This is a genomic window from Curtobacterium sp. MCPF17_050, assembly GCF_003224435.2.
GTDB lineage: Bacteria > Actinomycetota > Actinomycetes > Actinomycetales > Microbacteriaceae > Curtobacterium.
Window position 1 is genome coordinate 1698562 of record NZ_CP126250.1, and the last position, 25941, is coordinate 1724502.

Consider the following 25941-nt stretch of genomic DNA (forward strand, 5'->3'; position numbering starts at 1 on the left):
TGCTGCCCTAGTTCGACGAGTCGTCGGACGAGGTCGGCACGTCCGAGCTGTCGATCTCGAGGGCTGCGTTCTCCTCGCCCTGCTCCTCGACGGTGTGGTCCGTGTCGGGCTGCTGGGGCTCGTCGGCCTGCGTGGTCTCTTCTGCCGGGTCCGGCTGGCTGTACGTCATGTCGGTGACGCTACGCCGCGGTCGCTCGATGGTCGCAGGGACCGCTCGTTCCCGGACAGACGGGAGGCCCGTGGCGAGTTCCGCCACGGGCCTCCCGTCGTTCGATCGCAGTGGTCAGAAGCCCAGCGCGGTGTTCATGTTCGCGGCCGCGTTGAAGAACGCGATCGACGAGAAGATGCCGATGACGAGCGACAGGACGGAGATGATGACACCGGCGATCGCCAGGCCACGGCCGCGCTCCCCCGTGCGCTTGATCTGCGACAGGGCGATGAGGCTGACGACGAGGCCCGCGATGTTGATGACGAAGGCGAGCACGAAGCCGACGATCGCGAGCGTGCTGAACTTCTGGCTGCTCTGCGCCGTGCTCTGGTACGGGTTGGTGGTGTTGGTCATGATGACTCCGGTGCGAGGATGACGTCAGGTCGCTGACGATTGGTCGACTCTGAACGTACTGACACGGTGGTCCGGTGTCCGGAAAGCGGCGCAGGCACCCGCGAACTGGGGACAGACCGATCGTGCGAGCGGCGGCAGCGAGCGTTGCATCAGCACCGAGCGCTGCGTCAGCGCAGGTACCGGCGCACCAGTTCCGGGAGCTCCGCCGGCTCGAACGGCTCGTCCGTCGCCTCGAGCTCGTCCGCCGTCCACCACCGGGCCGCCAGGATGTCGACACGTTCGTCGTCCGTCCACTCGGCGTCGGACAACGTGAAGCCCACCGTCCGGACGACGTAGAACTCCGCGTGCCCGCGGTCGTGGTCGGCCTGGTCCCACGTGACCGCGAAGTCCCAGGACCACACTGGCTCCCCCGGGTCGGTGATGACGATGCCGGTCTCCTCGCGGAGTTCCCGGACCGCCGCGTCCCGGTGCGACTCCCCCGGGTCGACGCCGCCGCCGGGGGTGATCCACCGGTGCGCGCCGTCGGAGGACGGCGCCTTCGTGTCCATGAGGAACACGCGTCCGTCGGGGTCGAGCAGGAGGATCCGGGAGGTCCGGCGCAGGCCGTGTGCAGCAGTCACGGCACCGACGCTAGCCGCCGGGTGCGGCGCCCGCGCCGCGCGGCGGCGAGGGCCGACGGCTCAGTCCGTGAAGGAGCTGACGTCCCCGACGAGCTTCGTGTGGTCGGCGGGGATCGGCTCCACCGCGGCGAGGGTGATCTCGGCGGCGAACTCGGACACGCTGTAGAGCTTTCCGACGGCCTCGCGGCGACCCTCGATGGCGCCGGGGTTGATGCGGTTGAGCAGGGTCGCCGTGATGGTGCCCTCGATCATGTCGCCGGAGACGGTGACGAACTCGATGCCCGCGGCCTCGAGCTGCGGCAGCAGTTCGCGCAGGGCGAGTTCACCGGCACGCTTGCTCTTCGCGACCGGGACGTACTCGGGCAGCGTCTCGGCGGTCTCGACGAAGTGGGCCTGGTGGCTCGTGACGAAGACGACGCGGGACCCGGCGGGCATGTGCGGCACGGCGGTCTGCAGCATGTCGACCTGCGCGTCGCGGTTGAGTCGCAGCGCGTAGTCGTCGCCCATGCCGGACTCCATGCCGCCGGAGGCGTTGAGCACGAGCAGGTCGATGCCGCCCCACTCGTGCACGACCGCGTCGACCATCGCCTGCACGGAGTCGTGGTCGGTGAGGTCGGCCCCGAGGGCGAGCGCCGCTCCCCCGGCCGCGACGATCTTCTCCGCGATCTGCTCGGCACGACGCGCCTTGTTGCGGTAGTTCACGACGACCTTGGCGCCGGCCTCTGCCAGGTACCCGACCGTGTCCGCTCCGATGCCGCGGGAGGACCCGGTGACGAGGGCGCGCGTGCCGTCGAGGGATCCGGGGGCGAGGGGGCTGCTCACAGTGGTGTCTCCTGTCGTGGGGCGGCGCCGGTCCTGGTCGTCCCGGGCGGCATCGAGCCTACCAAGGCGCGGCGCGGCCAGCCCGGTACCCGCGCCGCCGTAGGGGCCACCAGTCGCCTCGCCGGAGGGCGCTGGTACGTTGGTCGGACAAGACCGGACGTCGCGACGCAGCGACCGCCGCGCGCGATGTACGGGGAGGGAGATCGCGTGGACGTCACGGAATGGACGCAGGTGATCGTGTGGATCGCACTGGTGCTCGTCCTGGGGGTGGTCGAGGTGTTCACCCTCGACTTCGTCTTCATCATGCTCGCTGCCGGGGCAGCCGGCGGCCTGGTCGCCGCACTGCTCGGCGCCGAGTGGTGGCTGTCGACGCTCATCGCCGCGGTGCTCGCGCTGCTGCTGCTCGCCGTCGTGCGTCCTCGGGTGCTCCGAGCGCTGAACCGCGGTGCCGACCCGCACCGGACCGGTATCGACGGCCTGGTCGGGATGAGCGGCACGGTCGCGCTCGCGTTCACGTCCTCCGGTCCCGGTCAGGTCCGCCTGGCCAACGGGGAGACCTGGAGCGCGCGCTTCGCTCCCGGCACCACCGACCGCACACCACCACTCGGCACCCGCGTGGTCGTCGAGTCCATCGAGGGCTCCACAGCCGTCGTCCGCACCGAACAGAAGGCTGGCCAATGACCCTGTCCACCGGGACGGTCGTCCTGATCGTCCTCATCGCCGTCGTCGTCGTCTTCGTGATCGTCGTCCTCGCCAAGGCCATCCGGATCGTCCCCCAGGCCACCGCCGGCATCGTCGAACGGCTCGGCAAGTACCACAAGACCCTCAACCCGGGGTTGAACCTGCTCGTGCCGTTCATCGACCGTCTCCGGCCGCTGCTCGACATGCGCGAGCAGGTCGTCTCGTTCCCGCCCCAGCCGGTGATCACCGAGGACAACCTCGTCGTCTCGATCGACACCGTCGTGTACTTCCAGGTCACCGACGCCCGCGCCGCCACGTACGAGATCGCGAACTACCTCGGCGCCGTCGAGCAGCTCACCACGACCACGCTCCGCAACGTCGTCGGTGGGCTCAACCTCGAAGAGGCCCTGACCAGCCGCGACAACATCAACGGGCAGCTCCGCGTCGTGCTCGACGAGGCGACCGGCAAGTGGGGCATCCGCGTCGGCCGTGTCGAGCTGAAGGCCATCGAGCCGCCCGTGTCCATCCAGGACGCGATGGAGCAGCAGCTGCGTGCCGAGCGGAGCCGTCGTGCCGCGATCCTGCAGGCCGAGGGCACGAAGCAGTCCCAGATCCTCGAGGCCGAGGGCCAGCGGCAGGCGGCGATCCTCGCGGCGGAGGGTGACGCGAAGGCCCAGGTCCTCCGCGCGGAGGGTGAGGCGCAGGCGATCGCGACGGTGTTCGACGCCATCCACACCGGCGACCCGGACGAGAAGCTGCTGTCCTACCAGTACCTCCAGATGCTGCCGAAGATCGCCGAGGGCACGTCGAACAAGCTCTGGATGATCCCGAGCGAGTTCACCGAGGCGCTCTCCGGCATCGCGAAGGGCTTCAGCGCCACGCGGACCGGCGGTGCGCCCGCAGCCGGCCCGGCGGGCAGCGGCGACTTCCTCGAGAAGATCTCCAAGCTCGCGGGCGAGAGCCTCGTGACCACCACCGCCGCGACGACCGGGAGCGGCACCGCGGCCCGGAGCGCGGACGCCACCGCGGCGGACATCGTGCCGGAGTCCGCGCTGGCGGACCGCCTCGCCGAGTCGGACCGGAGCGTCGACGAGAAGCTCGCGGCCGCCGCCGACGCGACCCGCGCCCAGTTCCGGACGGACGAGCAAGCCGGCTCGACCGACGGGCAGGCGCAGGGCGAGGACCGCTCCCCCGCGGTCTGACCGACAGACGACGACGGCCCGCTCCCATCAGGGAGCGGGCCGTCGTCGTGTGTGTCGCGCGACGCCTACGCGCCGCGGCGGGCACGGAGCACCTGCAGGCGTTCCTGCAGCAGCTCCTCGAGTTCTTCCCTGGAGCGCCGTTCGAGCAGCATGTCCCAGTGGGTCCGCGGCGCCTTGACGTCCTCTGCGGCGACCTCGACGGGGGTGCCGTCGTCGCCGAGCAGTCGTCCTTCCATCCCGGTGCGCGGGTCCGACCAGACGGCCGGGACCTCTGCCTCGGCGGAGAAGACGATGTCGAAGGTCTCTCCCGAGACCGCCTGGTAGACGGCACGCTTCCGCTCGGAGAGCTCGACACCGTCCTCGCTCTGGAGGCTCTGGCTCCCGAGCCGCATGCCTCGGAGACTCCGATCAGCCATGTCCGACTCCTCTCGCTCGTTCCTCCGGTCCAACCCACACCACCCGCCTTTCGTTCCGGAGGGGTGGCATTCACAGTCGGTTCCCAGTGCACGGCGCGGCCCCGGGTGGCAGGTCAGCGGCGGCGGTGCCCCCACGGAGCGCAGGCGAGCAGGACGAGCAGACCGCCGAGCGACAGCGCGAGCGTGATGCTCCCCGATGCGACGGTCGCCGGCGTGGTCGACGTGCCGAGCGGGACGTCCGTCACCATCGAACTCGCGGTGTACGCCGGGACCCGGTCGATGGTCCGACCGCTCGGGTCGATGACCTGGGATGCCCCCACGGTGGAGATGTTCACGAGCGACCGTCCGGTCTCGACGGCCCGCATCCGGGCGATCTCGAGCTGCTGGAGGTTCTCGTCGGTCCCGTCGAAGTCGGCGTTGTTCGTCTGCGCCAGGATCACCTGCGCTCCCCCGTCCGCCAGGTCCGCCGTCAGGCCGTCGTCCACCACGTCGAAGCAGATCATCACGCCGGCGCGGATGCCGGCGACCGGCAGCACGTTCGGCTTCGTCCCCGGGGTGTAGTCGCGCTGCAGGAGCCCGATCAGCGACGGGGCGAGCTTCGAGTAGAACCAGCGGTCCGGGACGTACTCCCCGAACGGGACCGGCCGCTTCTTGTCGTACGAGGCCCCCCAGCCGTCGTCGTCCCACACGAACGAGGTGTTGTGCAGGACCCCGGATGCGGTCTGCGTCACGCCGCCTGCGACGAGCGGGGCCCCGACGCTCCGCACGACGGCGTCGAGCGCGGACGCGATGACCGGTTCGCGACGGGGGTCGTACTCCGCCGCCGCCTCCGGCCACACGACCAGGTCGACGCCGCGGGCCTCGACGTCGGTGGCCGCGACCTGCGACCGGAGGACGTCGCCGGGTTCGGCGCCGTCGAAGTAGCCGGCGGGCCCGTTGCCCTGGACGGCCTCGACCCGCACCGTGCCGTCGACCGCCGTCGGCCACGCGGGCACCGCCAGGACCACCGAGACGAGCAGCCCGGCCGTCGCCACCCGGACCGACAGGCGGAGCCCGCCGACGAGTCCGAGGGAGACCACGACGGCGACGCAGTACACCACCACGAAGCTCAGTCCGAGGACGCCGACGTACGCGGCGAGGTGCGTGAACGGCCCCTGGGACTGGGACAGGCCCACCCGACCCCAGGCGAACCCGCCGTACGGCCAGCTGCCGGAGAGCCACTCGCGTCCTGTCCAGAGCGCTGCGACCACCGCCGGGAGGCCCCACACGCGTCCGGCGGTCGAGGTCACGACGCGCCCCACCCACCGGGAGGCGAGGGCGATCGCCACCGTGCCGACGGCGAAGAGCGCGGCCTCGAGCAGCGCGAGCGCGAACCAGGGCACCGGTCCGAGGTACCGTCCGGCCCACGAGATCACCGGCACCCAGAACGCGACGCCGGCGACGAAGCCGAGCCACGAGGCGCGACGGGCCCGCTGCCCGATCGCGGCGAGCAGGAGGCACGCGACCGCCGGGTACGCGAGGAACCACCAGCCCGGCGACGGGAACGACAGGGCGAACAGGAGTCCGCCGACGACCGACAGCGGCAGCGCCTGCGCGAGGGGCAGGGCCGCGCTCAGCGCATCGCCCTCCGTCCCGGGCCGCCACCGCCCGGCGGACGCGCGCACCGGACGCACGGGTGTGGCGAGGACCGTCACCGGGCCTCCCGTCAGACCGTCGCGTAGGCGACGATGCCGCGGCGCACCGCGTCCGTCGCTCGACGGGCCGTGCGGGCGAGGTCCTCGTCGCCCGCGTTGCGGATCTGGTCGAGGAGGTCGATGACCTGCTTCGACCAGCGGACGAAGTCGCCCGCGGCGAGGTCGAGCGACCGCAGGACGTCGTCGAGCGGGGACCCGGAGGCCCACCGGAACATCCCGAGCGCGATCGCCGGTGTCGGCGGCTCGGAACCGGCGAGCCGGGCGTCGCGCTCGACGTCGTCCAGGCGGGCCCAGATCGTGAGCGTCTCGTCCAGGGCCGGCCGGAAGGCGCCGCGGGGCACGGCGTGCTCGGTGCCCGGCGCGTCCTCGCGGCGGGGCTGGTAGACGATGGTCGCCGCCATCCCGGCGAGCTGCGCGGGTGTGAGTTCCTTCCACACGCCGGCCTCGAGGCACTCGGCGACGAGCAGGTCGCGGTCCCCGTAGATGCGCTGCAGCCGCCGACCGCCGGCCGCCACCGTGACGTCCCCGGAGTCGTCCTGCACCAGGTACCCGAGTGCGAGCAGCACGTCGGTCACGCGGTCGAACGTCGTCGCGACCGCACCCGTGCGGGACCGGATCTGCTGCACGAGCTTGTCGTTGCTGCGCTTGAGCTTGTACCAGCGCTCCGCCCAGCGGGCGTGGGCCTCGCGGTCCGGGCAGGCGTGGCACGGGTGCCGCTGGAGCTGCCGGCGGACCTCCGTGATCGCGGACTGGCGGTCTTGGCGGGCCCCGTGCGAGGCCTCGCGGCCGCCGGGCACGTTCGATCGCTCGAGGTCCGACAGCCGCCGGCGGAGTGCCGCGTACTCCGTGAAGTCGCCGAGGTGGCACTGCATGGCGTTCTGGTAGCCGTCCAGGGACTCCTGCTGCGACCGGACCTTGCGGGCGAGGTCGACGACGGACCGGTCCGCCTGGAACTGCGCGAACGAGGTCTCGAGGACCTCGCGCGTGCGGTCGCGGCCGAACTGCTCGATGAGGTTCACGGCCATGTTGTAGGTCGGCTTGAACGACGAGTTGAGCGGGTAGGTCCGACGGCTCGCGAGCGACGCGACGGCCTGCGGCTCGAGGCCGTCCGACCACTGCACGACCGAGTGGCCCTCGACGTCGATCCCCCGACGCCCGGCACGACCCGTGAGCTGCGTGTACTCCCCCGGCGTGATCGGGACCCGGGCCTCGCCGTTGAACTTCTCGAGCTTCTCGAGGACGACGGTGCGCGCCGGCATGTTCACCCCGAGGGCCAGGGTCTCGGTGGCGAAGACGACCTTGAGGAGCTTGCGCTGGAACAGGTCCTCGACGACCTCCTTGAACGCGGGCAGCAGCCCGGCGTGGTGTGCGGCGACCCCGCGCTCGAGCCCCTCCAACCACTCCCAGTACCCGAGGACGGCGAGGTCCTCGTCGAGGAGGGTGCGGCAGTGGTACTCAGCCGTCTCGCGGATCTCACGCCGCTCGTCCGCGGTCGTCAGCGACAGCCCCGAGCGCACGACGTGCCGGACGCCCTGGTCGCAGCCGTTCCGGCTGAAGACGAAGAAGATCGCGGGCAGGAGCATGCGCTCGTCGAGCATCTTCGCGATCTGCTCGCGGTGGGCCTTCTCCGTACGGGGACCACGGCGGTCCGGGTACACCGGGCGCCCGCGACGGCCGCGCGGACCGTTCGTGCCGTGACGGTTGGCGCCGCCGACGAGCCGGAGGAGCTCGGGGTTGACGCGGTTCGTCGCCGCGGCACCGGACGAGTCGAAGAGGTCGACCATCTTGTTCCCGACGAGCACGTGCTGCTCGAGCGGGACCGGGCGGTCCTCGGAGACGATGACGTCGGTGTCGCCGCGCACCGTCTGCAGCCAGTCGCCGAACTCCTCGGCGTTGCTGACGGTCGCGGAGAGCGACACCAGCCGGACCTCGGTCGGGAGGTGCAGGATGACCTCTTCCCAGACCGCGCCACGGAACCGGTCGGCCAGGTAGTGCACCTCGTCGAGCACCACCCACGCCAGGTCGTCGAGCAGGTCCGAGTCGGCGTAGATCATGTTCCGCAGGACCTCGGTCGTCATCACGACGACGCGGGCCCGGGGGTTGACGTTCGTGTCGCCGGTGAGCAGCCCGACCTCGGTCTCGCCGTACGCCTGCACGAGCTCGGCGTACTTCTGGTTGCTCAGCGCCTTCATCGGCGTCGTGTAGAACACCTTCGCGGTCGGCTGTCGCATCGCCAGCCAGATCGCGAACTCGGCCACGATCGTCTTGCCGGCGCCGGTCGGTGCGGCCACGAGCACGCTGTTGCCGCGGTCGACCGCGTCACACGCCGCGAACTGGAACGGGTCGAGGTCGAAGCGGAGGTCGGTCCGGAACAACTCGAGGTTCCGCGAGCGACGGCGGACCTTCGCGGCGGCGAACCGCTCGGCGGGGCTCAGGCTGGTCTCGGTCACAGGCCGTACTCCTCGTCGAGCTTCGCCTGGCGCTTCGCCAGACGGCGGTCGTGCAGCCACGTCACCAGGCAGGCGGCGAAGTAGAGCACGACCATCGGGATGGCCAGGATGAACATGGACAGCACGTCCGCCGACGGCGTGACGAGCGCGGTGAAGACGAGGATCAGCACGATCGCGACCCGCCACGACCGGACGATCGCCGCGGCCGTCAGGACCCCGACGAAGTTGAGCAGGACGAGGAAGACCGGCAGCACGAACGCGATGCCGACCGCGACGATGAGCTTGATGACGAAGTCGTAGTACGCCTTCGCGTCGACGATCGACGTGTCCTGCGCCGAGACGAAGCTGCCGAGGATGCCGACGACGTGCGGCAGGACGTACCACCCGAAGGCGCACCCGGCGAAGAACAGCGGGATCGCCGAACCGAGGAAGCCCCACACGTACTGCTTCTCACGACGGACCAGGGCCGGGACGATGAAGGCCCAGATCTGGTACAGCCAGACCGGGCTCGCGATGACGACGCCGATCGTGACCGCGATCTGCAGGCGGAGGTCGAACGCCCCCGTGATCATCGGGAAGTTCAGCTCCGCGGTGTGCCCGCCGACCCGGGCCAGCTGCGTGACCGGGGAGCGGAGCGCGTCGAGCACGAACGGTGTGAGGAACCAGCCGCCGACCGCCGCCACCAGGACCGCGACGACGGCCTTGAACAGGCGGTTGCGCAGCTCGATCAGGTGTTGACCGAGGGACATGCGGCCTTCGGGTTCCTTCGGTCGGCGCCCGTGCCGCTTCTCTCGCCCGCCCGCGGTCGTCGAAGCCATGCACCGATCCTACGGCAGCGGTCTCTCAGTAGACGTCGAGAGCGGCCGCCGCGAACGCGCGCACGGCCTCCCGGGCGGCGGGTGGGTCGATCACCACGGCGCGGCCGGGCAGCCCGGCGACGAGCCGGACGACCCCGTCGAACCCGGCCGACGCCGCGAGCCGGATGCGCACCCGCCCGTCGGCGTCCGGCGCATCCGCGGTGTCGGCGAGGAAGTCGGCGACGAGCGGCAGGGACGAGGCGTCGAGCTCGACCGTGACGATGACGTCCTGGGCGCTCTGCTGGAACAGCGTGTCGGGCAGGACGACGTCCTCGATGGTCCGTTCGGCGGGCCGGTCGTCCACGCGCACGCCGGACATCCGGTCGAGGCGGAAGGTGCGGATGGCCGCGCGGTCGAGGTCCCAGGCGCGCAGGTACCAGTCGGCGTCGATCGACTCGACGCGGAGCGGGTCGACGCGACGCGTGCCGCCCTGCGTCCGCGGTCCCGCGTACTCGAACAGGAGTCCACGTCGCTCGGACATCGCCTGACGGATGACGGTCAGGGACGCGTCGTGCAGGTCCTGGCCGACGGCCACGTTCCCCGCGGCGCCACCCGCACCGCGCGACAGTTTCGCCATCAGTGCCCGGATGGCGTCCGTGTCGGCGGCCTCGGGCAGGGCGGACAGGTACTGGAGGCCCGCGATGAGTGCCGACGCCTCGCGCGCTGACAGCCGCGGGGCGTCGTCGATCGCCACGAGGTTCGTCAGCACGATCATGTCGTTCTGGTCGAAGTCGTCCCAGGCGATGTCGAACAGGTCGCCGTGCTGGTACTGCATCGTCTCGCCCGGGACGCCGGACACCGCGATGAGCTCGACGGCACGCCGGATGCGGGACTCGGGGACCCCGAAGTGCCGGGCGGCCTCGGCGACGGAGACGCGTTCCCGGTCGATGAGGTACGGCACGAGTGCCAGCAGGAAGGCGAGCTTGTCCTGCGCCTGCAGGGGCTGGGCGTCAGCCACGGTCGGGTCCGTCCTCGGGCAGGCGGCGACCGTCCTCGGCGCCGCGGTGGTCGGCGGTCCGTTCGGGCGGCCCGGAGTGGTCGGCGACGAGCACGCGGAGGCGGTCGACCACGCGCTGCCGCAGGTCCTCCGGTTCGACGACCCACACCTCGGGACCGAACGCGGCGAGTTCCTCGGCCAGGATCTGCGGGTCGACGTGGTGGACCACCAGTTCGCCGTCCGTCGTCGCGGTGGTGTCCCGCCGACGGGCCAGACGGCGTTCGGCGTCCGACCCCGGGACGACGTGCACGGTCGCGGTGCGCTCCGCCCAGACCCGGTCCAGGCCAGCCAGCGCCCGCTCCCCCGCGTCCGCCGGTGCCGGGTGCTGACCGACCTCGAACAGGGTCACCGGACCGACGATCCGGGACAGCAGGTAGTTCTTCTCGGACCGCGTCGCGAACTCGTGCGCGGCGAGCATCCACCGGCCGCCGTGCTGGACGAGCGCGAGCGGCGCGAGCTCGCGGACGCGGGCCTCGTGGTGGCCCGGCGTGATGTACGCGAACCGGACGGCGGCGCCCCGGTCGAGGGCCGACCGCAGGGGTTCGAACGCGGTGTCCCGGGTGCGCAGCCGCGGGGCGTAGGCACCGATCGCGGTCGCACCGTCGCCGCTCTCGTGCTCCGAGCCGTCGTCCTCGGACCCGGCGGAGCGCACCTTGAGCAGTCCGCGCCTGGAGTCGGCCGACAGGGCGCCCTCGCGCCACGCCATCGCGGCGAGCGACAGCAGGGCGGACTCGTCGGGCGTGAACCGGACGTCGAGCGGCAGGTCGTACTCGCCCTTCGGGATCCGGTAGCGCAGCGTCTGGTTGTTCCCCGCGGCACCCGGCGTCTCGATCGTCTCGAGCGGGATCCCGAGCTCGCGGACGTCGTCCTTGTCGCGCTCGAACTGCCGCTCGAGCGAGGCGTTGTCACCGCCGGGCGCGTACCGCTGCCGGTACCCCTGGACGTTCGCCAGGATCTCGGACTTCGTCAGCCCGGACTCCGTCGAGAGCAGTGCGAGCACGAGGCTGAACAGCCGTTCCTCGGCGGGCACACGGGGAGCACGGGTGGTGGGCACGTGCCGATCCTACGCAGCCGCGGGTCAGCGCGGCATCGCGCCGAGCACGTCGATGACGTACGCGTACGCGGCACCCTGCTGGTGGACGATCGCGAGGACCTGGTCCCCGACGTGCCGGCCGATCAGGGCGTTCCGGATGCCGTCGACGACCTGGCCCTCGGCCAGCGGGAGCGGCTGCGCGCCGGACCCGTCGGTCCAGCTCGAGCCCGCGACGGTGGAGTCGGTCGTGCTGCTCCCCCACGTGACGGCCGTGTACTTGACGACCGCGGTGTCCTCCGCGGTCAGCGTCGCGCCGTCGCCCTTGCGGAGCAGGTGCTGCTCGTCCTTCTCCGGCGCCGGCCACGAGGGGATCGTGATGCCGGGTGCGCCGTCCGGTGCGAGCACGACGGCGGGCATGCCGTCGCCCGCGAGCTGGGGCGTGCCGGTGGCGCGGGCGGCGAACGCACGCTGCACGTCGACGACGAAGACGGCCGCGTCCTCGGCCTTCCCCGCCGAGCGGGAGGGGGCGGTGCCCGAGAGTGCCGACTTGGGCATCGCGACGGCGAGTCGGTCGCCGACCTGGGCGCACTCGAGGGCCTTGCCGAGCGCACCGGCGTTGGTCGAACCGGCCGTGATCGGGTTCGAGGAACCGGTGTAGCCGCTGGTCTGGGCGACCTCGCCGGTCGCGCCGTCGACGAGCGTGTACTCGAGGACGACCGGTGTGCCGTCCCCGATCGTGCGGCCGTCGCCCTGGCGGAGGACGGAGACCTGGGTGCCGGTGGCGGTGAGACCGGAGGGCACCGTGACGTCCGGTTGCGAACCGAACGCGCCCCTGGCCGAGACGGCCTCCGACGCGGCTCCGGACGGCGCGCACGTGCTTGACGATCCCGCACCGGGAGCGGCGCACGCCGTCAGCGACGCGACGAGACCGATGGTGACCACGAGTGCGGGGATGGTGCGCACGGAACCTCTTTCCGTTCGATGCAGGACGGGCACGGAGGTCAGCTTAGTGGGCGTCGTCGTCGGGTCCGGACGCCGCCGAGCCACCGTCCTCGCCCGCCTCGGCCGCCGCGACCTTGCGGGCCTGGGCGGCCGCCTGACGTGCGACCTTGCGGAGCTTCTTGTCGCTGGCGCCACGCTCGCCGACGGCGCCGGGGGTCCAGGCCTCGACGTCCTCGTCCGAGAACTCCGCCTTGCCGGCACGTCGCTTCAGGTTCGGCAGGACGACCCCGTCCGCCAGGCGACGTGCGGTGACCAGGAAGCCGGTGTGCGCCACCATCCGGTGGTCCGGTCGCACGGCGAGCCCCTCCACGTGCCACGTGCGCACGAGCGTCTCGCTCGACTGCGGGTCCGTGAAGCGCCCGGTGTCACGGAGGGCCTCGGCCGTGCGCGACAGCTGCGTGACCGTCGCGACGTAGCAGACGATGAGCCCGCCGGGCACGAGGGCGTCGGCGGCCTCGTCGACGCACTCCCACGGGGCCAGCATGTCGAGCACCACGCGGTCGATGCTCTGCGGCTCGACGGCCTGCGGGAGCTCCTCGACGAGGTCCCCCACGGTCACGGACCAGTTGTCCGGGACCGCCCCGAGGAAGGTGCCGACGTTGCCGCGGGCGATCGCGGCGAACTCGTCGCGGCGCTCGAACGACTGCAGGCTGCCGGTCGGGCCGATCGCCCGGAGGAGCCACAGCGAGAGTGCGCCGGAACCGACCCCGGCCTCGACGACCCGTGCGCCCGGGAAGACGTCCGCGAACGCGACGATCTGGGCCGCGTCCTTCGGGTACACGATCGCGGCACCACGCGGCATCGACATGACGTAGTCGTTGAGCAGGGGCCGCAGCGCCAGGTACTCGTCCCCGGAGCTCGCCCGGATGACCGAGCCGTCCGGCTGCCCGATGACGTCGTCATGCGCGAGCATGCCGCGGTGCGTGTGGTAGACCACGCCGCGCTCGAGCGACAGCGTGGTGAGCTTCCCCTTCGGGCCCGTGAGCTGGACGCGGTCGCCGGCACGGAACGGTCCGCGCGGCGGGGTGTGCGGCGCACCCCCGACCGTGTGCGGCAGCTCCACCGCGTCCTGCGCGGTCGGCTCGCCGGGGGTGGTGGGCTCGTCGGTCGTGGCGTCGCTCATCGCGCGTCCCCTTCGGTGACGGGGGCCGACGCCGGGACGGAGGCCGGGCCTCCCTGGCGGTCGGTGGCACGGGCCGCCAGGGCCGGGCCGGTGAGTTCGAGCAGGCGGTCGACGGTCACGCCGTCCAGGGTGTCGAGGAGGACGTCGCAGGCACCCTCGGCGAGCGGGACGATGTGCTCGACGCCCACGGTCACCGCGCCGGACGCGACCGCCGAGGCGACGCCGGTCGCGGAGTCCTCGATCGCGACGCACGTGGTCGGGTCGACGCCGAGCTGCGCGGCCGCGCTCAGGTAGGCGTCCGGGTACGGCTTCGGGCGCTCGACGTCGTCACCGGCGACGACGACCCGGAAGCCGCGTGCGCCGAACGCCTCGGCGGTGACCAGGGCCATCGTGCGGCGCGACATCGTGACGAGTGCGGTCGGGACCCCGCGGTCGTGCAGTTCCTCGACGAGCTCACGGGCACCGGGACGCCACGGCAGGTCGTCCCCGTGCAGGCGCTCGACCACGAAGTCGGTCATCCACGCGACGATCTGCTCGACCTCCATGTCGACGCCCTTGGCACGGAGGATCTCGCCGGACCGCTCGAGGCCGCTGCCGACGAGCGACAGGCCGTCCTCGTGCGTCCACTCGGCGCCGAAGCGCGCGGTGAGCACGACCTGCGACTCCTGCCAGATGGGCTCGGTGTCGATGATCGTGCCGTCCATGTCCCACAGCACGGCTGCGGGCAGCACCGGGTCGGGCCGGACGGTGGTGGGGGGTTGCGCGGTCACGGGCGACGAGTCTACCGGCGGCGTCGGCGACCCCCGGGCCGGGGACGCCCGCCCGGGGGCAGCGGGTCTATCGTGGATGCCTGATCGTGCTCCGGTCCGACGCGCGCGACCGCGGGTGTGTCGACCCGCTCCACAACCAGGAGGCCCCTGCCGTGCCACAGCACTCCCCCTTCAGCGACGGACGACTCCTCGTCGTCGCGTTCGAGGGCTGGAACGACGCCGGCGAGGCCGCGAGCGGACTCGCTCGTCGCATCGTCGACGCCCTCGAGCTCGATGAACTCCGCGAGATCGACGGGGAGCGGTACGTCGACTACCAGTTCAACCGTCCCGAGGTCGGCTTCGACGACGAGGGCGAGCGGGCCGTCACCTGGCCGCGCATCGTCCTGCACGGCCCGAGTGCCGAGGGCCGACCGGTGATCGGGGCGACCGGCGCACCGACCGAGCGGGACGTGTTCGTGCTCGTCGGCCCCGAGCCGTCGCGGACCTGGCGCGCCTTCTGCGCCGAGGTCATCGACCTGGCGGACGTGTACTCGATCGACGCCGTGGTCTTCGTCGGGGCGATGCTCGCCGACGTCCCGCACACCCGGCCCATCTCGGTCTTCGTGTCGAGCGAGAACGCCGGCGTGCGTGCGGCGTTCGACGTGGACAAGTCGACGTACGAGGGCCCGACGGGCATCCTCGGGGTCCTCGCAGACGCGATGGACAAGGCCGGGCTGACCACGCTGTCGCTCTGGGCGTCCGTGCCGCACTACGTGCACAACGCCCCGTCGCCGAAGGCCACCCTGTCGCTGCTCGACAAGATGGAGGAGTTGACGGACGTCACCGTGCCGCGAGGCACCCTGCTCGACGATGCCGCGCAGTGGGAGGAGGGCATCGACGCCCTCGCCGCGGACGACGAGGACATGGCGTCCTACATCGGCCAGCTGGAACAGGCGCGCGACACGGTCGACTCCCCCGAGGCGTCCGGCGACGCCATCGCGCAGGAGTTCGAGCAGTACCTGCGGCGCCGGGAGCACAAGGACGGCAAGGACGGCGGCGGGGCGGCGGGCGAGGGCCCGTGGCGGCCGCCGCAGCCGCCGCAGTAGACGCGGGCGTGTAACGGACGGGAGGTCCGGTACCAGCTGGTACCGGACCTCCCGTTCGTCTCAGGGTGGCAGCGTCCGCCGCCACGGCGGTCAGGCGATGCGGATGCCGAGCAGGGCGTCGACGAGGTCGACGAGCTCGGGGGTCGCCGACGTCCCGCCGGCGATCGCGGTGTCGACCACCGCGACCGCGCCCGGCGTGTCGAGGTCGTCCGCGACCCGGGCCCGGAGCCGCGCCACGACGGCGTCGGCGTCCTGTTCGGAGCCGGAGCCGGAGCGCACCCACGTGTCCCAGGCAGCGAGGCGGCGGCCCGCGTCGTCGAGGTCGCCGTCGGTCCACTCCCAGTCGTCGGAGTACCGGTGCGAGAGCAGGGCCAGGCGGATCGCCCGCGGATCGGCGCCACCGTCGAGGAGCCCGCGCACCGTCACCAGGTTGCCGAGCGACTTGGAGATCTTCGCCCCCTGGTAGGCGACCATCCCGGTGTGCACGAAGGCGTTCGCCAGCGGCTGGGAGGCCAGGGCCGCGGCGTGCCCGGCGCTCATCTCGTGGTGCGGGAAGACGAGGTCGCTGCCGCCGCCCTGCACGCTGATCGGCAGGCCGAGCTTGTCGCCGGCGATGACGCTGCACTCGATGTGCCAGCCCGGGCGTCCGGGGCCGATCTCGGTGTCCCAGCTCGGTTCGCCCTCGCGCTCGGCACGCCAGAGCAGCGGGTCGAGCCGGTCGCGCTTGCCGGGCCGGTCGGGGTCGCCGCCGCGCTCGGCGGAGAGGGCGAGCATCGTCTCGCGGTCGAGACGACTCTCGTCGCCGAGCGTCCAGGCGTCGCTCGGGCGGCTGACGTCGAAGTAGAGGTCCTCACCGTCGGAGTCCGGCGTCGGCACCGTGTAGGCGTAGCCCGTCTCCTCCAGGTAGGCCACGGCCTCGGCGACGCGCTCGACCTCGTCGGTGACGGCCACGTAGTCGTCCGGCGGCAGGACGCGCAGGGCCTCCATGTCGCGGCGGAACAGGTCGATCTGCGAGGCGGCGAGCTCCCGCCAGTCCACGCCGTCACGCGTCGCCCGCTCGAGGAGCGGGTCGTCGACGTCGGTCGTGTTCTGCGCGTACCGCACCGGCAACCCGGCGTCCCGCCACGCCCGGCCGAGCGTGTCGAAGGCCAGGTACGTCGCGGCGTGCCCGAGGTGCGTGGCGTCGTACGGGGTGATCCCGCAGACGTAGAGCGACGCGTCGTCGGTGCCACGCGTCGGGTCGACGGGCTTGCCGGTCGCGGTGTCGTGGACGAGCGGACGGGGGCCGGACCCCGGGACCTCGGGGACGCTCGGTGCCTGCCAGGCCCTCACGGCTCGACCACCCCGAGGGAGAGCAGCACGATGAGGACGACACCGAGGACGATGCGGTAGACCACGAACGGCATGAAGCTCCGCTTGCTGATGTAGTTCATGAACGCGGCGATGACGACGAACCCGACGACGAAGGCCACGACGGTCGCGATCAGGGTGTCCGCCACACCGAACGGCGCTCCGGTGTCGCCGAGGCTCGTCGCGGCCTCGTACAGCCCGGACAGGAACACCGCGGGGATCGCGAGGAGGAAGGCGAAGCGCGCGGCCGCCGGACGGGTGTACCCGAGGGCGAGCCCCATCGAGACCGTCGCACCGGACCGGGAGACGCCCGGGACGAGCGCGAGGACCTGCGCGAGCCCGATGAGGATGCCGCCCTTGAAGGTCATGTGCTCGATCCGCCGGACCTTCCGTCCGACCCGGTCGAGCACGCCCAGGACGACGCCGAAGACGATGAGCACGATCGCCACGATCCAGAGCGACCGGAACGTGGTCTCGATGCTGTCCTGGAGCAGCAGGCCGACCACGCCGATCGGGATCGTGCCGAGGATGACGAGCCACCCGAGGCGGACGTCCGGGTCGTTCCGCGGGACCTTGCCACCGAGCGCGCCGAACCACCGCCCGATGATCCGGGTGATGTCCTTCCAGAAGTAGATGAGCACGGCGGTCTCGGTGCCGAGCTGCGTCACCGCGGTGAAGGCCGCACCGGGGTCCTCCGCATCCGGCAGGAACAGCCCGACGATGCGCAGGTGCGCGCTGGAGGAGACCGGCAGGAACTCGGTCAGACCCTGGACGAAGCCGAGGAAGATCGCCTCGAAGATGTGCACGTGTGCGGCCTTTCGCCGGTGCTGGACTCGGTCGCCGTTCCCGACGACGACCATGCACGGTATCAGTAGGTCGCGAAGAGGTCTCCGAGGACGCGGCGGCCGAACGCCAGCGACTCGAGCGGGACCCGCTCGTCGACGCCGTGGAACATCGCGGGGAAGTCCACCCCGGCGGGCAGCTGCAGTGGCACGAAGCCGTACCCGGCGATGCCGAGACGGGACAGCGCCTTGTTGTCGGTGCCGCCGGAGAGCAGGTACGGCAGGACCGGGGCGCCCGGGTCGTGCCGCTCGAGGACGTCCCGGACGGCGTCGACGAGCGGACCGCCGAAGTCCTGCTCGAGGCCGACGTCCTGGTGCGTCATGGTGACCTCGACGTCCTCGCCGGCGAGTTCCCGCACGCGGGCCAGGACGGTCTCCTCGTCACCGGGCAGGCAGCGGATGTCGACGAGCGCGGTGGCCTCGTCCGGGATCACGTTGTGCTTGTACCCGGCCTGCAGGACGGTCGGGTTCGTGGTGGTGTGCAACGCCGCGTGGATGAACCGCGCCGCGGAGCCGGTGGCCAGGGCGACCTCGTCCGGACCGGTGGCGACCGGGTCGACGCCGAGGAAGCGGGCGACCTCGGCGACCATCGCCTCGGTCGTGTCCGAGAGCCGGACCGGCCACTCCTCGCCGCCGATCCGGCCGACGGCGGCGGCGAGCTTCGTGACGGCGTTGTCGCGGATGACGTGCGAGCCGTGCGCCGCGGTCCCGTGGGCGGTCAGCTTCACCCACATGAGCGCCTTCTCACCGGTCTGGAGCAGGTAGGCGCGACGGTCGCCGAGCGTGATCGAGTAGCCGCCGACCTCGCTGATGGCAGCGGTCGCCCCGGCGAAGACCTCGGGATGCGTGTCCACGACGTGGTGGGCGCCGAGGATGCCCCCGGCCTCCTCGTCCGCGAAGTACGCGATGACGAGGTCGCGCTCGGGAGCGCCCTGGCGTTCGACCACGTCGGCCAACGCCGTGAGCATCATCGCGTCCATGTTCTTCATGTCCACGGCGCCACGACCCCAGAGCGACCCGTCGCGCACCTCGCCGCCGAACGGGTCGACGGACCAGTTCGCCGGGTCGGCCGGTACGACGTCGAGGTGCCCGTGCACGACGAGGCCCGGCTTGCTGCGGTCCCGGCCGGGGACGCGGGCGACGACGCTGACCCGGTCCGGCTCGGACTCGAACAGCTGCGGGGTCAGGCCCAGGTCCTGCAGCGCTGCCTCGACGTAGTGCGCTGCCTCGGTCTCACCCCGGGACTTCCCCTCACCCCAGTTCGTGGTGTCGATCCGGATGAGGTCCCGCGCGATCGCCGCGGTGCGTTCCAGCTCGGACGTCATGCGACAACGCTACCGGCGACACCACCGAGCACCGCGATACGGTCGCGCCGCGCCCGGGATGCGCACCCGTGTTCAGCGTGCGTTCACAGCCGTGCTAGTGTCTTCTCTCGGCAGGAAGGCCGGGGAAACCCGGTCGGTCAGCCCGGTGCGAGAGCACCACACCCAGTCCGGGTGGCGGAATTGGTAGACGCGCTAGCTTGAGGTGCTAGTGCCCGTATTAGGGCGTGGGGGTTCAAGTCCCCCCTCGGACACGGAGTACCTGGTCTCCGGACCACGTGCTCGGACACTTGTGTTGAGACAAGCGGCGAACGGCCCTCCTCCGGGAGGGCCGTTCGTTTTTCCGCGCCCAGAGCGCGGTGCGGTTCTCGGTCAGCGCCGGGCGCGCCGCACCACCCAGACGGCCACGCCGCCGATGAGCAGGTACGGCCACGTCGCGACGACGGGGTCGAGCACACCGTGTCGCCAGTCCCGTCGCGTCGACCCGAGGCGGGCGCCGACCGGGTCGTCCGCACGCTCGGCGGCGATCCCGGTTTCCTTGACGAGCCGGTCCGGCCGGCCGCGGAGCGCGTCCGTGACCCGGTGCGTGGCGACGTCGAGGCGGTCGCCGACGACCAGGAGCATCCAGTGCGCCAGGCGGCCCTCGCTGAAGCGGCGGTAGGCGTACCGCTTCACGACGCCGGCGATGCCGGACAGGGGCTGCGCGGTGCCGAACACCGGCGTGACGTGCGCGTGCTCGATCGACCGCTCGCGGCCCTCCCCACCGGGCTGCTGCTCCGGTCGGTCCCAGTGCGCGTTCGTCGCCGAGCCGGCCTCGCGGGACAGCTTCGGGACGCTCGGCCGGTCGGCGAGGTCCAGGTCGCTCCCCCATCCGGGGATCCGCGCGCGGAGTTCGTCCGCGGACGGCAGGTCGCGCGGCTTGTCCGCCACGTACGCGATGTGGTCGTCGGCGCCGTGGCCGTCCGGTGTGGTGCGCATGCTCTGGTCTCCGTTCTCGCTCACGGCACGATCACCGGCTTGATGCAGCCGTCGAGCTTCGCCGAGAACAGGTGGTACGCCTCGTCGATGTGCTCGAGCGGGATCCGGTGCGTGATGACGTCGCTCGGCTTGAGGTGCCCGGCCTGGATGTGCTCGAGCAGCCGCGGCCACTGGCGCTTCACCGGCGCCTGGTTCATGTGGATGGTGACGCCCTTGTTGAGCGCGTCGCCGAACTTGACTGCGCTCGGGATCGGGCCGTAGGCGCCCATCACCGACACGGTGCCGCCCTTGCGGACACCGTCGATCGCCCAGTTCAGCGCGATGGGCGAGCCGCCCTGCAGCTTGAGCTTCGAGCTCGTCACGTGCTGCAGGTAGTTGCCGTCGGCCTCCGCACCGACCGCGTCGATCACGCTGTCGGCGCCGAGGAAGTCGGTCTGCTTCTTCATCTCGACGACGATGTCGTCCACCTCGGCGAAGTTGATCGTCTCGGCCTGCGCGAACTCGCGGGCCTTCGCCAGGCGGTACTCGAGCTGGTCGACGACGATCACACGGCCGGCGCCCATGAACCACGCGGACTTCGCCGCGTACAGGCCGACCGGGCCGGCACCGAGCACCACGACGGTGTCGCCCTCGCGGATCGACGCGAGCTGGGCACCGAAGTACCCGGTGCCGAGTGCATCCGTCATCATCAGGGCGTCCTCGGCGTCGAGCCAGTCCGGGATGACCTGCGGGCCGACGTCGGCGAACGGGACGCGGACGCGCTCCGCCTGCCCGCCGTCGTAGCCGCCGGTGGTGTGCGAGTACCCGAAGATGCCGCCGACCGCGGTCGCGTTCGGGTTGACGTTGTGGCAGTTGGTGAACAGGCCGCGGGCGCAGAACCAGCAGGTGCCGCAGGAGATGTGGAACGGGACCATCACCCGGTCGCCGACGCTGAGCGTCTCGACGGACGACCCGACCTCCTCGACGACGCCGATGAACTCGTGACCGAAGGTGTGGCCGACGCGGGTGTCCGGCATCATGCCGTGGTACAGGTGCAGGTCCGACCCGCAGATCGCGGCACGTTCGACACGGATGACCGCGTCGTTCGGGTGCTCGATCCGGGGGTCGGGCTTGTCCTCGACGCGGACCCGGTAGGGGCCGCGGTAGGTCATGGCGCGCATGGCGCTCCTCTCGCTCGTACCGTCCACGCTGACGGACGGCGGATGGGAGGCGGCCCAGGCTCGCGTTCGACGCACAGCCGCCACGCGGACGGAGGGGAGGCCCGGTACCAGCTGGTACCGGGCCTCCCGTCTGCAGGCAGTCGCGTGCTAGCTCTTCGCGGCGTCCACGAAGTTCTGCCGCGGGTCGGTCTCCTTGATGAGGGACGTCGCGTCGCGGCCGGAGACCGCACCGGTCACCCAGCCGATGACGATGCGCGCCTTGCGGTTCAGCGTCGGCATCGCGTACACGTGGTACGAGCGGTGCGCCATCCACGCCAGCAGGTTCGTCATCTTGATGCCCTTGATGTTCGCCGCGCCCTTGGCGACACCGTACGAGGCGACCGTTCCGATGGACGGGTGGCGGTACTCCACGAGGGGCTTGCCCGTGATCGAGGCGACGATGTTGTCCGCGACGACGACGGCCTGCCGGACGGCGTTCTGGGCGTTCGGCGGGTAGTACGCCGGCTGCTTCTCGGCCGTCAGGTCCGGGACCTGGGCGACGTCGCCGAGGCCCCAGACGCCCGGGACGACCTCGTGCGTGTCCTCGGACTCGACCTGGAGCTTCGCGTTGGCGGCGAGGTGCCCCTTCGGCCCGCGCGGCAGGTCGGTGGCGTCGAGGAGCGGGTTCGGCTTGACGCCGGCCGTCCAGACGAGCAGGCCGGTGGCGAACTCGTCACCGTCGGAGAGCTTGACGATCCCGCCCTCGCAGCTCGGCATGGTGGTCTTGAGGCGGACGTCGATGCCGCGGGCACGGAGGGACTCGAGGGTCCACTTCGACAGCTCGGGGCCGACCTCGGGGGCGACCCGGTCGAGGGCGTCGATGAGCACCCAGCGCGGCTGTTCGCCGGCGAGCGACGGGTACGTGGCGATCGCGGCCTGGGAGACGTCGAACAGCTCACCGATCGCCTCGACCCCGGTGTAGCCGCCGCCGATGAAGATGCTCGTGAGCAGGCGACGACGCTCGTCCTCGTCGCGCGTGGCGGCGGCCTTCGCGATGTTGTCGAGGAGCTTGGCGCGGACGTACGCGGCCTCCTCGACCGTCTTGAAGCCGACGCCGACCTCGTCGAGGCCGGGCGTCGGGAAGGTACGGGTGACCGAGCCGAGTGCCACCACGAGGTGGTCGTACTCGAAGGACCGGTCGTCACCACCGGCCGTCGCGACGGAGACCGTCTTGTCGGCCGAGGAGATCCCGGTGACCTTGCCCTGGATGACCCGGGTCTTGCGGAGCGCACGTCGGAGTTCGACGGTGACGTCCTTCGGGGCGATGTGACCGCCGGCGACCTCGGGCAGGAACGGCAGGTACGTGTAGTACGTGTTCTGGTCCACGAGGGTGATGCGCATGGGCACCGAGGCGGCGTGCTTCTGGAGCTGCTTGACCGCGGTGTAGCCGGCCGAGCCGCCGCCGAGGACGAGGACGTGGGGGATGGAGTCTGCCATTCCTCCGGTCTACCCGATCCGGCCCCTCCCCGTCATCAGCGCCGCACCTGTGCGGCCGATCCGGTCCCGATCCGGATCGTCCACGGGTCAGCTGCGGCCGTCGCGGAGGCGCCACCACGCCGTCTCGGCGACCTCGCGGCCGGTGTACACGCCGTGCTGCGTGCGACGGGACTCGTTCAGGGAGAACCGCCGGAGCCGGTAGCCGCCCCCGAAGCGGTCGATGATCGCCTCGGGTGAGGAGTCCGCGTCGCGCTTGACGTACCAGGTGCGGTCGTCGTCGACCGGCTCGATCACGCGCGGGTCACCGTCGCCCGCCGATGCGGGAGCGGAGGATGTCGATGCGCTTCTGGATCTGCTCGATGCTCGCCTGCGCGACGGCCGGACCACCGCTGATCCGACGGAGCTCGGCGTGGATCGACCCGTGCGGTTCGTTCGCGTGCCGGGACCAGATCGAGACGAGGCGCTGCAGTTCCGACCGCTGCTCCTTGATCGTCATGTACATCGGCCGGTCCACCGGCTCGGGCGCCTTGGGCGTCCCGTCCTTCGGGACGCGGCCCTTCGAGCGCTTGGCCTGGGTCGCCTGCCGGGCGCGGAGGAGGTCCCGCACCTGGTCGGGCTCGAGCAGCCCGGGGATGCCGATGAAGTCGAGTTCCTCGAGCGACCCGACCTCGCCGCCGGTGCCGAACTCGCCGCCGTCGTAGAGGACCCGGTCGAACGACGCCTGCGAGTCGAGCGCCTCGAACGGCTGCACATCGAGCAGGCTCTCGGAGGCCCGGTCCTCCTTGTTCGCCTCCGCAACCATGGCGTCCTCGGGGTTGTACATGCCGTCCTCGGCGTCCTTCGGGCGGTCGAGGGCGTGGTCGCGCTCCAGCTCGAGGCTGGCGGCCAGCGCCATCAGCCCGGGCACGCTCGGCAGGAAGACCGACGCGGTCTCGCCGCGGCGTCGGGCGCGCACGAAGCGGCCGATGACCTGGGCGAAGAACAGCGGCGTGCTCGCGCTCGTGGCGTAGACGCCGACGCAGAGCCGCGGCACGTCGACGCCCTCGGACACCATCCGGACGGCGACCATCCACCGCGAGGTGTCCTCGGCGAAGGACTGGATCCGGCTCGACCCGGCGGCCTCGTCGGACAGGACCACGGTCGGCCGCTCCCCCGTGATGCGCTGCAGGATCCGCGCGTACGCCCGGGCGGTCGTGGTGTCGGTCGCGATCACCAGCCCGCCTGCGTCCGGCACGCCACGGCGCACCTCGGTGAGGCGCTTGTCCGCCGCCGAGAGCACGGCGGGCATCCACTCGCCCTCCGGCGACAGCGCGGTGCGCCAGGCCTGCGCGGTGATGTCCTTCGTGACGGGGTCGCCGAGCGAGGCGGCCATCTCGTCGCCCATCCGGGTCTTCCAGCGCATCTGCCCGGCGTAGGCCATGAACAGCACCGGGCGGACGACGCCGTCCTTGAGCGCCCGGCCGTAGCCGTAGTTGTAGTCCGAGATCGAGGTACGGACCCCCTGCTCGTCCGGGGCGTACTGGACGAACGGGATCGGCGCCGTGTCCGACCGGAACGGCGTGCCGGACAGCGACAGTCGGCGCGTGGCCTTCGTGAACGCCTGCCGGATGCCGTCGCCCCACGTCAGCGCGTCGCCGCCGTGGTGCACCTCGTCGAGGATCACGAGGGTCTTGCCGCCCGCGGTGATCCGCTCGTGCACCTCGGGGTTCATGCCGACCTGCGCGTAGGTGATCGCGACGCCCTGGTAGTGCCGGCCGAACATGCCGTCGCCGTTCTTGAACATCGGGTCGAGCCGGATGTTCACGCGGTCGGCGGCGTCGGCCCACTGCCGCTTCAGGTGCTCGGTGGGCGCGACGACGACCAGGCGGTCGACGGTGCCGCGGGCGAGGAGCTCGGTCGCCAGGCGCAGCGCGAAGGTGGTCTTGCCGGCGCCGGGGGTCGCCGCGGCGAGGAAGTCGCGCGGTTCCTTCTCGAAGTACTTCGTGAGCGCTTCGACCTGCCAGGCGCGGAGCTTCGAGGCGGTGCCCCATGCGGCACGTTCGGGGAAGGCGGGCGACAGGTGCTCGGCCGCCGCGTTGCCCGCGACCTCGGCGATCGCCGCCGGTCCGGTGGGGCGGTGGTCGTCGGACAGCCCGTCGATCGGGAGTTCGGCGGGTTCCTGGTGCTCGATGTTCTCCGCTGCGCTCACTCCACCCGAGTGTACCGGCACGCGGTCGCCCGACACGTGTCAGTCCTGCCGGGCGTGCGGCGCCCGCGGCGTGCTCGGGCCGGGACCGCCGCCGGACCCGCGCACGAGGGACGCGGGACGCAGGACACCGGCACCGAAGCGCGCGGTGACCGCGTCGACGGTCGTCTCGGTCTCACGCCACGGCGCGTCGTCGTCCCACAGCGCGTTGCTCGCGGCCGCCGGCACGAGGTTCTCGCCGCGGACGCCGATGAGCCGGATCCGGTTGCCCGGACGGTGCAGGACGTCGTACAGCTCGACGGCCTCCCGGTGGATCCGCTTGGCGACGTCGCTCGGCTCGGCGAGGGTGCGGGAGCGGGTGAGCGTCGTGAAGTCGGTGTACCGCACCTTGAGCGCGACGGTCCGGGCCTGGACCTCGGCGCGTCGGAGCCGGACCGCGACCTTCTCGGCGAGTCGGAGGAGTTCCCGCGCCACGTCGTCCCGCTCGGTGAGGTCACGGCCGAACGTGACCTCGTGCCCGATCGACTTCTCACCGACCCCGGCCTCCACCGTGCGCGGGTCCCGCCCCCACGCCAGGTCGTGCAACCGCTGTCCACCGGCCGGACCGAGCAGCGACACCAGGGACGGCAGCGGGGTCGTCGCGAGGTCCCGCACGGTGTGGATCCCCCGACGCTCGAGCGTCTCCTGCGTCTTGCCCCCGACGCCCCACAGGGCCGAGACCGGCTGCGGGTGCAGGAAGGCGACGGTGTCGGCGTGCGGGACGACGAGCAGGCCGTCCGGCTTGGCGCGGCTCGAGGCGAGCTTCGCGACGAACTTCGTCGACGCGGCACCCACCGAGCAGTGCAGGCCCGTCTCGGCGAACACGGTGCGGCGGATCTCGGCGCCGATCTGCCACGGCGTGCCGTACAGGCGGAGGGCCCCGGCGACGTCCAGGAACGCCTCGTCGATGCCGAGCCGCTCGACCCGCGGGGTGAAGCGGTCGAAGATCCGCATGACCTGCGCGGAGCGGGCGCTGTACTTCTCGAAGTGCGGCTCGACGATGACGGCGGCGGGACACCGCCGTTTCGCGACCGCCATCGGCATCGCCGAGTTGATGCCGTACCGGCGGGCCTCGTAGGTGGCGGCCGTGACGACGGAGCGGTCGGAGTCGTGCCCGACGATCACCGGCAGGCCGACGAGGTCCGGGCGGTCGAGCAGTTCGACGGAGGCGAAGAAGGCGTCCATGTCGACGTGCAGGACCGTCGCAGAGCGGTCGTCGACGGGCGTGTCGGAGACGATCCGGTTGCGTCCGTCCTGCTTGCTCACCGGGTCATG

Annotated in this window: 25 protein-coding genes and 1 tRNA gene; 4 read left to right on the plus strand and 22 right to left on the minus strand. The window is 71.8% G+C overall.

Annotated elements, in window-relative coordinates:
- Positions 1-7: 7 nt before the first annotated feature.
- The 4 genes from DEJ34_RS08110 to DEJ34_RS08125 form a co-directional block, all read right to left on the minus strand.
- The gene (locus tag DEJ34_RS08110; protein ID WP_181419537.1) at positions 8-169 is read right to left on the minus strand and encodes a hypothetical protein; all 162 of its coding nucleotides are present in this window, start codon (positions 167-169) and stop codon (positions 8-10) included.
- Positions 170-283: 114 nt separating this feature from the next.
- A complete protein-coding gene (locus DEJ34_RS08115; protein WP_110824963.1) occupies positions 284-562 on the minus strand; it encodes a DUF4190 domain-containing protein in 279 nt (92 codons plus the stop codon).
- A 167-nt stretch (positions 563-729) separates the two neighbouring features.
- On the minus strand, positions 730-1182 hold the full coding sequence (locus tag DEJ34_RS08120) for an NUDIX hydrolase (RefSeq protein ID WP_110910862.1): 453 nt from the start codon (positions 1180-1182) through the stop codon (positions 730-732).
- Between the two features lie 60 nt (positions 1183-1242).
- Positions 1243-2004 carry an SDR family oxidoreductase gene (locus DEJ34_RS08125; protein ID WP_110910861.1) on the minus strand — a complete coding sequence of 254 codons (762 nt, stop codon included), beginning with the start codon at positions 2002-2004 and terminating at the stop codon, positions 1243-1245.
- A gap of 207 nt (positions 2005-2211) precedes the next feature.
- On the opposite strand from DEJ34_RS08125, the gene DEJ34_RS08130 reads away from it, so the two are divergent.
- Positions 2212-2685 carry an NfeD family protein gene (locus tag DEJ34_RS08130; protein ID WP_181420347.1) on the plus strand — a complete coding sequence of 158 codons (474 nt, stop codon included), beginning with the start codon at positions 2212-2214 and terminating at the stop codon, positions 2683-2685.
- Complete coding sequence (locus DEJ34_RS08135) at positions 2682-3887, plus strand: SPFH domain-containing protein (RefSeq protein WP_110910860.1); 1206 nt, start codon at positions 2682-2684, stop codon at positions 3885-3887. Before DEJ34_RS08130 ends, DEJ34_RS08135 begins: the two co-directional genes overlap by 4 nt.
- Positions 3888-3952: 65 nt before the next feature.
- On the opposite strand, the gene DEJ34_RS08140 is transcribed toward DEJ34_RS08135, so the two are convergent.
- From DEJ34_RS08140 to DEJ34_RS08180, 9 genes are all read right to left on the minus strand, one after another.
- A complete protein-coding gene (locus DEJ34_RS08140) occupies positions 3953-4303 on the minus strand; it encodes an RNA polymerase-binding protein RbpA (protein ID WP_110824968.1) in 351 nt (116 codons plus the stop codon).
- A 113-nt stretch (positions 4304-4416) separates the two neighbouring features.
- Complete coding sequence (gene lnt, locus DEJ34_RS08145) at positions 4417-5997, minus strand: apolipoprotein N-acyltransferase (protein WP_258368226.1); 1581 nt, start codon at positions 5995-5997, stop codon at positions 4417-4419.
- 11 nt (positions 5998-6008) lie between these two features.
- Entirely contained in the window at positions 6009-8447 is a 2439-nt protein-coding gene (locus DEJ34_RS08150) for a DEAD/DEAH box helicase (RefSeq protein WP_110910859.1), read from the minus strand.
- Positions 8444-9196 (minus strand): twin-arginine translocase subunit TatC, encoded by a 753-nt coding sequence (gene tatC, locus DEJ34_RS08155; RefSeq protein ID WP_110900231.1) that lies wholly within the window; start codon positions 9194-9196, stop codon positions 8444-8446. The genes DEJ34_RS08150 and tatC overlap by 4 nt, the downstream gene beginning before the upstream one ends.
- 94 nt (positions 9197-9290) lie before the next feature.
- Entirely contained in the window at positions 9291-10262 is a 972-nt protein-coding gene (locus DEJ34_RS08160) for a helix-turn-helix transcriptional regulator (protein ID WP_110910858.1), read from the minus strand.
- Complete coding sequence (locus tag DEJ34_RS08165) at positions 10255-11355, minus strand: helix-turn-helix transcriptional regulator (protein ID WP_110824972.1); 1101 nt, start codon at positions 11353-11355, stop codon at positions 10255-10257. The genes DEJ34_RS08160 and DEJ34_RS08165 overlap by 8 nt, the downstream gene beginning before the upstream one ends.
- Positions 11356-11379: 24 nt before the next feature.
- Positions 11380-12297, minus strand: coding sequence for an FKBP-type peptidyl-prolyl cis-trans isomerase (locus tag DEJ34_RS08170; RefSeq protein ID WP_110910857.1), 918 nt, complete (start codon positions 12295-12297; stop codon positions 11380-11382).
- Between the two features lie 43 nt (positions 12298-12340).
- Positions 12341-13459, minus strand: coding sequence for a tRNA (adenine-N1)-methyltransferase (locus tag DEJ34_RS08175; RefSeq protein ID WP_258365887.1), 1119 nt, complete (start codon positions 13457-13459; stop codon positions 12341-12343).
- Entirely contained in the window at positions 13456-14163 is a 708-nt protein-coding gene (locus DEJ34_RS08180; protein ID WP_110910884.1) for an HAD family hydrolase, read from the minus strand. The genes DEJ34_RS08175 and DEJ34_RS08180 overlap by 4 nt, the downstream gene beginning before the upstream one ends.
- A 218-nt stretch (positions 14164-14381) precedes the next feature.
- Between DEJ34_RS08180 and DEJ34_RS08185 the strand changes: the two genes are divergently transcribed.
- On the plus strand, positions 14382-15314 hold the full coding sequence (locus DEJ34_RS08185; RefSeq protein ID WP_110825207.1) for a proteasome assembly chaperone family protein: 933 nt from the start codon (positions 14382-14384) through the stop codon (positions 15312-15314).
- Between the two features lie 90 nt (positions 15315-15404).
- Here DEJ34_RS08185 and mshC read toward each other — a convergent pair whose 3' ends face one another.
- The 3 genes from mshC to DEJ34_RS08200 all read right to left on the minus strand — a co-directional run bounded on the left by mshC (position 15405) and on the right by DEJ34_RS08200 (position 18831).
- Positions 15405-16646 (minus strand): cysteine--1-D-myo-inosityl 2-amino-2-deoxy-alpha-D-glucopyranoside ligase, encoded by a 1242-nt coding sequence (gene mshC, locus DEJ34_RS08190; RefSeq protein WP_110910856.1) that lies wholly within the window; start codon positions 16644-16646, stop codon positions 15405-15407.
- Positions 16643-17470 (minus strand): undecaprenyl-diphosphate phosphatase, encoded by an 828-nt coding sequence (locus tag DEJ34_RS08195; protein ID WP_110910883.1) that lies wholly within the window; start codon positions 17468-17470, stop codon positions 16643-16645. Before DEJ34_RS08195 ends, mshC begins: the two co-directional genes overlap by 4 nt.
- A gap of 62 nt (positions 17471-17532) precedes the next feature.
- Positions 17533-18831, minus strand: a complete 1299-nt coding sequence (locus DEJ34_RS08200) for a M20/M25/M40 family metallo-hydrolase (protein ID WP_110900228.1) — start codon at positions 18829-18831, stop codon at positions 17533-17535.
- A gap of 165 nt (positions 18832-18996) precedes the next feature.
- Between DEJ34_RS08200 and DEJ34_RS08205 the strand changes: the two genes are divergently transcribed.
- A tRNA-Leu gene (locus DEJ34_RS08205) sits at positions 18997-19082 on the plus strand.
- Positions 19083-19200: 118 nt separating this feature from the next.
- Here DEJ34_RS08205 and DEJ34_RS08210 read toward each other — a convergent pair.
- The 6 genes from DEJ34_RS08210 to dinB all read right to left on the minus strand — a co-directional run bounded on the left by DEJ34_RS08210 (position 19201) and on the right by dinB (position 25932).
- Positions 19201-19830, minus strand: coding sequence for a hypothetical protein (locus DEJ34_RS08210; RefSeq protein WP_258368872.1), 630 nt, complete (start codon positions 19828-19830; stop codon positions 19201-19203).
- Positions 19827-20966 carry a zinc-dependent alcohol dehydrogenase gene (locus tag DEJ34_RS08215; protein WP_110824976.1) on the minus strand — a complete coding sequence of 380 codons (1140 nt, stop codon included), beginning with the start codon at positions 20964-20966 and terminating at the stop codon, positions 19827-19829. Before DEJ34_RS08215 ends, DEJ34_RS08210 begins: the two co-directional genes overlap by 4 nt.
- Positions 20967-21113: 147 nt before the next feature.
- Positions 21114-22442 carry an NAD(P)/FAD-dependent oxidoreductase gene (locus DEJ34_RS08220; RefSeq protein WP_110824977.1) on the minus strand — a complete coding sequence of 443 codons (1329 nt, stop codon included), beginning with the start codon at positions 22440-22442 and terminating at the stop codon, positions 21114-21116.
- Positions 22443-22529: 87 nt separating this feature from the next.
- Positions 22530-22736, minus strand: a complete 207-nt coding sequence (locus DEJ34_RS08225) for a hypothetical protein (protein ID WP_110900227.1) — start codon at positions 22734-22736, stop codon at positions 22530-22532.
- Between the two features lie 7 nt (positions 22737-22743).
- Positions 22744-24573 carry a DEAD/DEAH box helicase gene (locus tag DEJ34_RS08230; protein WP_181422205.1) on the minus strand — a complete coding sequence of 610 codons (1830 nt, stop codon included), beginning with the start codon at positions 24571-24573 and terminating at the stop codon, positions 22744-22746.
- 96 nt (positions 24574-24669) lie between these two features.
- Positions 24670-25932 carry a DNA polymerase IV gene (dinB, locus tag DEJ34_RS08235; protein WP_110889838.1) on the minus strand — a complete coding sequence of 421 codons (1263 nt, stop codon included), beginning with the start codon at positions 25930-25932 and terminating at the stop codon, positions 24670-24672.
- Between the last annotated feature and the right edge of the window lie 9 nt (positions 25933-25941).

Bases quoted from the DNA above. Each gene is read 5' to 3' on its own strand.
- DEJ34_RS08110 (WP_181419537.1), bottom strand. From the start codon at position 169: ATGACGTACAGCCAGCCGGACCCGGCAGAAGAGACCACGCAGGCCGAC.
- DEJ34_RS08115 (WP_110824963.1), bottom strand. From the start codon at position 562: ATGACCAACACCACCAACCCGTACCAGAGCACGGCGCAGAGCAGCCAG.
- DEJ34_RS08135 (WP_110910860.1), top strand. From the start codon at position 2,682: ATGACCCTGTCCACCGGGACGGTCGTCCTGATCGTCCTCATCGCCGTC.
- DEJ34_RS08140 (WP_110824968.1), bottom strand. From the start codon at position 4,303: ATGGCTGATCGGAGTCTCCGAGGCATGCGGCTCGGGAGCCAGAGCCTC.
- tatC (WP_110900231.1), bottom strand. From the start codon at position 9,196: ATGTCCCTCGGTCAACACCTGATCGAGCTGCGCAACCGCCTGTTCAAG.
- DEJ34_RS08175 (WP_258365887.1), bottom strand. From the start codon at position 13,459: ATGAGCGACGCCACGACCGACGAGCCCACCACCCCCGGCGAGCCGACC.
- DEJ34_RS08180 (WP_110910884.1), bottom strand. From the start codon at position 14,163: ATGGACGGCACGATCATCGACACCGAGCCCATCTGGCAGGAGTCGCAG.
- DEJ34_RS08200 (WP_110900228.1), bottom strand. From the start codon at position 18,831: ATGACGTCCGAGCTGGAACGCACCGCGGCGATCGCGCGGGACCTCATC.
- DEJ34_RS08215 (WP_110824976.1), bottom strand. From the start codon at position 20,966: ATGCGCGCCATGACCTACCGCGGCCCCTACCGGGTCCGCGTCGAGGAC.
- DEJ34_RS08220 (WP_110824977.1), bottom strand. From the start codon at position 22,442: ATGGCAGACTCCATCCCCCACGTCCTCGTCCTCGGCGGCGGCTCGGCC.